Origin of the sequence: Geobacillus sp. ZGt-1 (assembly GCF_001026865.1) — a bacterium.
Lineage (GTDB): Bacteria > Bacillota > Bacilli > Bacillales > Anoxybacillaceae > Geobacillus > Geobacillus thermoleovorans.
In genome coordinates this window covers 66,141-72,888 of the sequence record NZ_LDPD01000013.1, presented here as the reverse complement: position 1 = coordinate 72,888, position 6,748 = coordinate 66,141, and the positions used below count along the sequence as shown (strand labels likewise).

The following is a 6,748-nucleotide window of genomic DNA, read 5'->3' as shown; positions in this document are numbered from 1 at the left end:
CGACTGGAGCGCTTGTCGTTTTTACGCAGCTGAATTTATACATTGCCTTGGCGCATGCCTTTTTCATTTCCTGCCTGTTCGGTGTGCTCAGCTATTTATTGCTTTTGGCGCTCCGCACCCGCCGCGCGCCGGTAAAAGCCGCCGACCATTCAGCTGGGGAAGCGGCGCCGGCGACGTTGAAATGACGTTCGTCGGTCAGCAAACCAAAAGGGGCTGACCCAAAAGGTTGTCTGTCTTCAAGATAGGCACAACCTATCGTGCAGCAGAAGCAGTCAGCACGTATATAGAGCAACGAAAGAGGGTATCCCGATCCTTTTGGGACACCCTCTTTTTGCGCGCGATGGACAGTTTCATTTGGACAGCTCAATTAGCAAATCCCCCGCTTGAATGGCATCGCCGCTTTTGACGTAAATATCTTTGACAATGCCGGCAAACGGCGCCTGCACCGTCGTTTCCATCTTCATCGCTTCCGTAACCATCAAATGGTCGCCTTTGTCAACTTTTTCCCCTTTCTCCACGAGCACTTTCACAACCGTGCCCGGCATCGTGGCGGCAATGTGGTTCGGATTCGTCCGATCGGCCTTGATGCGCTCAGCGACAGCGGCTTTGATGCTTTCATCGCGGATGATGACTTCGCGCGGCTGGCCGTTCAGCTCGAAGTAAACGACGCGCGTGCCGTCCGCCTGCGGCTGGCCGATGGAGACGAGTTTGACGATGAGCGTTTTCCCGCGCTCAATCTCCACTTCGATCTCTTCGCCGAGGCGCATGCCGTACAGGAACGTCGGTGTATCGAGCACTGAAATATCGCCGTATTTTTCGACCGTTTCGGCATATTCCAAAAACACTTTCGGATAAAGCGCATAGGCAATGGCGTCAAAGTCGGTCACTTCGCGGCCGAGCTTGTCATACAGCTCCCGCTTGATTTGCTCGAAATCAACCGGCTCAAGCAGCTCGCCCGGACGAACGGTGATCGGTTCACGCCCTTTCAAAATAATGCGCTGCAGCTCTTTCGGGAACCCGCCGTGCGGCTGGCCTAAATAGCCTTCGAAAAACTCCACGACCGAGTCTGGGAAATTGAGCGTTTCGCCGCGTTCAAAAATGTCTTGCTCCGTCAAGTTGTTTTGCACCATGTAAAGCGCCATGTCGCCGACAACTTTCGATGATGGCGTCACTTTGACGATGTCGCCGAACAAGTCGTTGACGCGGCGGTACATTTCTTTCACTTCATCCCACCGATCGCCGAGGCCGACCGCTTTCGCCTGCTGCTGCAGGTTGCTGTACTGGCCGCCTGGCATCTCATGCATGTATACTTCCGTATGCGGCGCGTTCATGCCGCTTTCAAACTCCTGATAAAATTTGCGCACGTCTTCCCAATAGCGGGCCAACTGCTCAAGGCCGTAAATATCAACCTCCGGCGCCCGCTCCGTTCCTTCAAGGGCATAGTAGAGCGTATTGGCGCTCGGCTGCGACGTCAAGCCGGCCATCGAGCTGACGGCGACATCGACGATATCGACGCCGGCTTCGATCGCTTTGGCGTACGTATAAATGCCGTTGCCGCTCGTGTCATGCGTATGCAAATGGATCGGAATGTCGACCGTTTCCTTGAGCGCGGAAATGAGCACGTACGCCGCCTGCGGCTTCAACAGGCCGGCCATATCCTTAATGCCTAAAATGTGCGCACCGGCTTGCTCGAGCTCTTTCGCCAAGGCTTTGTAATAATCTAAATTATACTTCGGCCGGTTCGGGTCCAAAATATCGCCTGTATAGCAAATAGCCGCCTCGGCGATTTTGCCGCTTTGCCGGACGGCATCGATCGCCACCGTCATCCCTTTCACCCAGTTTAGGCTATCGAAAATGCGGAACACATCAATGCCGGCTTGCGCCGATTTTTCAACGAACTCGCGGATGACGTTGTCGGGATAGTTTTTATACCCCACGGCGTTGGCCGAGCGAAGAAGCATCTGGAACAGCACGTTCGGGATGCGCTCGCGCAGCTTGAGCAGCCGGTCCCACGGATCTTCTTTCAAAAAGCGGTACGCCACATCAAACGTCGCCCCGCCCCACATCTCAAGCGAGAATAAGTTGGGCAGCAAACGCGCCGTCGGCTCAGCGATCCGCAACAAGTCGATCGTGCGGACGCGGGTCGCCAACAACGACTGATGAGCGTCACGGAACGTCGTATCGGTCAAGAGCACGCGCGGCTGCTCTTGGATCCAGCGAACAAGCCCTTCAGGTCCGCGTTCATCCAAAATTTGCTTCGTTCCCGCTGGGATCGGTTCCGTTTGGCTCACCTTCGGCACGCGCGGTTTGTCAAACACCGGCTTTTTCTTTTTGCCGATGCCAGGGAAGCCGTTGACCGTCACGGTGCCGATGTACGTAAGCATTTTCGTCCCGCGGTCTTTTCGGCGCGGGAATACAAACAATTCCGGCGTCGTATCGATAAATGACGTATCGTATTCCCCTGACAAAAATTTCGGATGCTGCACGACGTTTTCCAAAAACGGGATGTTCGTTTTAATGCCGCGGATGCGGAATTCGCGCAAGTTGCGCAACATTTTTCTTGCCGCCTGCTCAAACGTCAACGCCCATGTCGACACTTTCACGAGCAGCGAATCGTAATACGGCGTAATGACCGCCCCTTGGAAGCCATTGCCGGCGTCCAAGCGCACGCCAAAACCGCCGCCGGAACGGTACGCCATAATTTTTCCCGTATCCGGCATAAAGTTGTTGAGCGGGTCTTCCGTCGTCACCCGCGACTGAATGGCGTAGCCGTTGATGCGGATGTCCTCCTGCTTGGGAATGCCGACTTCCGGGCTGTGGAGCGAAAATCCGTCGGCGATTAAAATTTGCGACTGGACGATGTCAATCCCGGTGATCATTTCGGTGATCGTATGCTCAACTTGAATGCGCGGATTGACTTCGATGAAATAAAACTCATCTCCGGAGACGAGAAACTCAACCGTGCCAGCGTTGACGTAGCCGACGCTTCTCATGAGCCGGACCGCCGCCTCGCAAATGCGCTCGCGCAGCTCGTCCGACAACGAGACGCTCGGCGCGACTTCCACGACTTTTTGATGGCGGCGCTGCACCGAGCAGTCGCGTTCATAAAGGTGAACGATGTTTCCTTCGTGGTCGCCCAAAATTTGCACTTCAATATGCTTCGGCTTTTCGATCAGCTTTTCAACATAAACGTCATCGCTGCCAAACGCCGCTTTCGCTTCCGACTTAGCCCGCTCAAACGCTTCCTTCACTTCCGACTTCGAGCGGACGATGCGCATGCCCCGGCCGCCGCCGCCAAGCGCCGCTTTAATGATGATCGGGTATCCGTGCGTCTCAGCAAAACGGACGACGTCTTCAAGGCCGCCGACCGGTCCATCGCTGCCCGGGATGACCGGAATGCCCGCCTTCATGGCCGCATGGCGCGCTTTCACTTTATCGCCGAACATATCCAAATGTTCTTCGTTCGGGCCGATGAAAATAATCCCCTCTTCGCGGCACCGTTTGGCAAATTGAATGTTTTCCGACAAAAACCCATAACCCGGGTGGATGGCATCGACATCGTGGGCTTTGGCGATCTCAATGATGCCTTCGATGTCCAAGTAGGCTTCGATCGGCTTTTTCCCTTCCCCGACTAAATACGCCTCATCCGCTTTGTAGCGGTGGTACGATCCGGCGTCTTCCTTTGAATAAATCGCCACGGTGCGGATATCAAGCTCCGTGCAGGCGCGGAAAACGCGAATGGCGATCTCTCCCCGGTTGGCTGCCAGCACTTTGCGAATTCGTCTTGTCCTCATTCTGTCCCTCCTCCTTTATTTAATAAAAGTATAAAAGTTTTGCCGATTTGTAAATACACTTTCTAAAAAGTCAGACCTCTTTTCTGTTTGCTGACCATCGTTTTTTCCGCTTTTTTATACCGTTGTTCGTACTTTGCAAACATCGAAATGTTCACCAAAAGACCGAGCGAAGCCATGGTCAGGACAAGCGACGTTCCCCCATAGCTGACGAGCGGCAGCGGCACCCCTGTAATCGGAATAAGGCCAACGACCCCACCAACGTTAATGAACGTTTGAAAGCCGATCATGACGGAGATGCCGATCGCAAGCAGGCTCCCAAACGCATCGTGGGAGCGGCGGGCAATCCAAAGCCCGCGCAGCACGATAAACGCCAATAACCCAAGCGTGAACGCTACACCGAATAATCCGAGCTCTTCGGCGATGACCGCCATAATAAAATCGGTGTGCGACTCTGGCAGGTAGCCGTATTTTTGAATGCCTTTGCCAAGCCCCACTCCTTTCAGCCCGCCAAGCCCGATCGCCAAATACGAATTCACGAGCTGGTAGCCATCGCCGTTTGCGTATTGAAATGGATCCAAAAAGCTGTAAAGACGCGATACCCGTTCAGGAGAAAAAATTTTTTTGCCGGCAACCGGGAGCCAAAACGGTGACAGCACCGTCCCGATCAATGTAAAAAAAAGCAGCTGCTTTAGAAGCAACACGAGGCGCAAACCGGACGAAACAATGATGCACATCGCGATGGCAAACACGATCGCCGCCGTTCCGAAGTCAGGCTGTATGGCAATCAGGAAACAAATCACCAATGTATAATAAATGGGGAACAAATTGCTTTTCGCCGGCTCGGCCAGCCGCTTCCGCTTGTTGGCAAACGCTGCGGCCAAGTATAAAATCAGACCGAGCTTCGCGAGCTCCGCCGGTTGGATCGAAAGCGCCCCGACGCGAAACCAGCTTGTTGCGTTGTTGGCCGTATGGCCGAGAAAAGCGACGGCGATCAGCATCAATGGAGAAGCAAAAAAGACGAGTTTCACCCATCGCTCCGCCCGCCACACTTTATACGGAATCGCCATCATGATGGCGAACGCGATGAATCCGGCAATCAGCCACAGTTTTTGCCGCTCGTAAAAATAGTCGCTTGGCACTTCAAAGCGGATGACAGCGGTGACCATGCTTGAGCTGTACACCATAATCAATCCGAACAACGACAGCATGATGACCGCGGTGATCAGCGGATAATCATAGCACTTCAATACTTTTTTCCATAATTGTCGTTCCATCGTTCCTCTTCCCTGTGAACATGTATGTACTTAAAATCATTCGCAGCGGCGCGCTGTTTTCCTGCCGAAAAACAGAAAAACTCAAACGACGGGAAACCAATCGTTTGAGTTGTTTTATATATCCTTTATCGCACGCGCTTTTTGGCCACGGCCTCGTGCAACGTGGAAAGTTCGCGCTCAAGCCGGTCAAGGAGCGCCTTTCCGTCTTTCGCCTCCACAAGCCCGAGGCGCACCGCAAAATCAATTTCCCGTGACAACCCGAACATTTGCGTGTCAAGCACTTCTTCATACACCGGACATTGCGGCATCGTCAAATGGTCCATTTGCACGCGGATGAGTTGGATGATTTTCTCTGCATCCGCTTGTAAAAGCGCGTACGCCTTCTCCCGATAGCTCATCGATTCGTCCGTCACATCGATCCCTCCGTTCTCTCCCCTATCCTTCTTTACATCTTAACGTGAAACAAGCCATTTTGCAAGTTGAAACCGTTGACAGCAACCGGGCCTGGAACATGACAAGCTCTTTCATTATTATTATACTAAAAACGGTGGGAACATGCAGAGGAGAGGTGTTTCATGAACGATATTATTGTGCTGACAGGAAAGGTGAAGTTTACGATCACGCTTGACCCCGGCGTCTGGATTTTCGACGACCGGAAAGTGGACATGGATGCGTATTTTTCGGAGCCGGCTCCACAGCCGACGGAAGCGGAGCAAGAGGACGAGGAAATCAAAAAGCTGTCGGCATTTTGGGACCGGGAAATTCAAGAGGGCGCGGTTTTTCCGCCGACGTTGAAAACGGAGCGGCGCTTTTTGAAGGAGAAAATCATCACCGGCTCGTTCGGCATGCCGTTCGCCCCATTTTTGCGAAACGCTGAGCCGCATGAAGACGCGTCTGAACTTGTCATTGAGACGGAACATGGAGAAACCGTGATCCCTCTGGAAAAGGCGTACGACCTGATTTTCGCTTTTTCCCAAAACGGAAAACCGTTGCGCGACGACGGTCCGGTGCACATTTATTTTGGCGACGGCTCCAACCGCGAGGCGCCGATTACTCATGTGCGTCGGCTCGTCGTCCGATGACCGGGCGCCCCATGAAGGGGCGGCCCGGTGTTTGAGCTTTTGACGCCTTCAACCGCCTTAAGCGCTTTGACCCCAGATGTTTTCCACAGCGCCCCAGGCGGCGGGCGCCTTTCGAAACGTTCGCGGCGTCGGGCCGCGCGCCTGGCACCCGTTCTTTAACGGCGGATGCTCTGAGGAACGCCTAGCTACAGCAAATCAGCGGCAAGCTGTGCGAGCGCCGAACGCTCCCCTTTGACGAGCCGGATATGGCCGGCGATTTTTTGGTCTTTAAACTTTTCGACGACGTACGTCAACCCGTTGTTATATTCATCCAAATACGGATGGTCGATCTGTTCCGGATCGCCCATTAAAATGATTTTACTTTTCTCCCCAACGCGTGTCAAAATCGTCTTCACTTCATGCTTCGTTAAATTTTGCGCCTCATCAATGATGATAAACTGCTCCGGCAGGCTCCGGCCGCGGATGTACGTGAGCGCCTCCACTTCAATCGAGCTCATGCCGGCTAAAATCGCATCGAGCTCCCCCGGTTTTTTCGTGTTGAATAAGTATTCCAAGTTGTCAAAAATCGGCTGCATCCACGGGCGCAGCTTTTCTTCCT

General features: G+C 53.6%; 5 protein-coding genes and 1 pseudogene. 2 read left to right on the top strand and 4 right to left on the bottom strand.

The features are described 5' to 3' along the window. A pseudogene (locus VU18_RS19255) lies at positions 1–185 on the top strand (heme A synthase); the annotation flags it as partial. Positions 186–350: 165 nt separating this feature from the next. Here the strand turns inward: VU18_RS19255 and pyc are convergent. From pyc to VU18_RS04570, 3 genes are all read right to left on the bottom strand, one after another. Next, entirely contained in the window at positions 351–3,794 is a 3,444-nt protein-coding gene (gene pyc, locus VU18_RS04580; RefSeq protein ID WP_047757726.1) for a pyruvate carboxylase, read from the bottom strand. Between the two features lie 62 nt (positions 3,795–3,856). Beyond that, positions 3,857–5,068, bottom strand: a complete 1,212-nt coding sequence (gene ftsW, locus VU18_RS04575; RefSeq protein ID WP_011230578.1) for a putative lipid II flippase FtsW — start codon at positions 5,066–5,068, stop codon at positions 3,857–3,859. Positions 5,069–5,193: 125 nt separating this feature from the next. After that, on the bottom strand, positions 5,194–5,481 hold the full coding sequence (locus VU18_RS04570; RefSeq protein ID WP_011230577.1) for a YlaN family protein: 288 nt from the start codon (positions 5,479–5,481) through the stop codon (positions 5,194–5,196). A 162-nt stretch (positions 5,482–5,643) separates the two neighbouring features. Here VU18_RS04570 and VU18_RS04565 point away from each other — a divergent pair, with 162 nt between their 5' ends. Continuing rightward, a complete protein-coding gene (locus VU18_RS04565) occupies positions 5,644–6,150 on the top strand; it encodes a hypothetical protein (protein ID WP_011230576.1) in 507 nt (168 codons plus the stop codon). Positions 6,151–6,335: 185 nt separating this feature from the next. Here VU18_RS04565 and VU18_RS19250 read toward each other — a convergent pair. Next, positions 6,336–6,748, bottom strand: a 413-nt coding sequence (locus VU18_RS19250) for a PhoH family protein (protein ID WP_047757786.1), incomplete at its 5' end; no start/stop codon positions are given.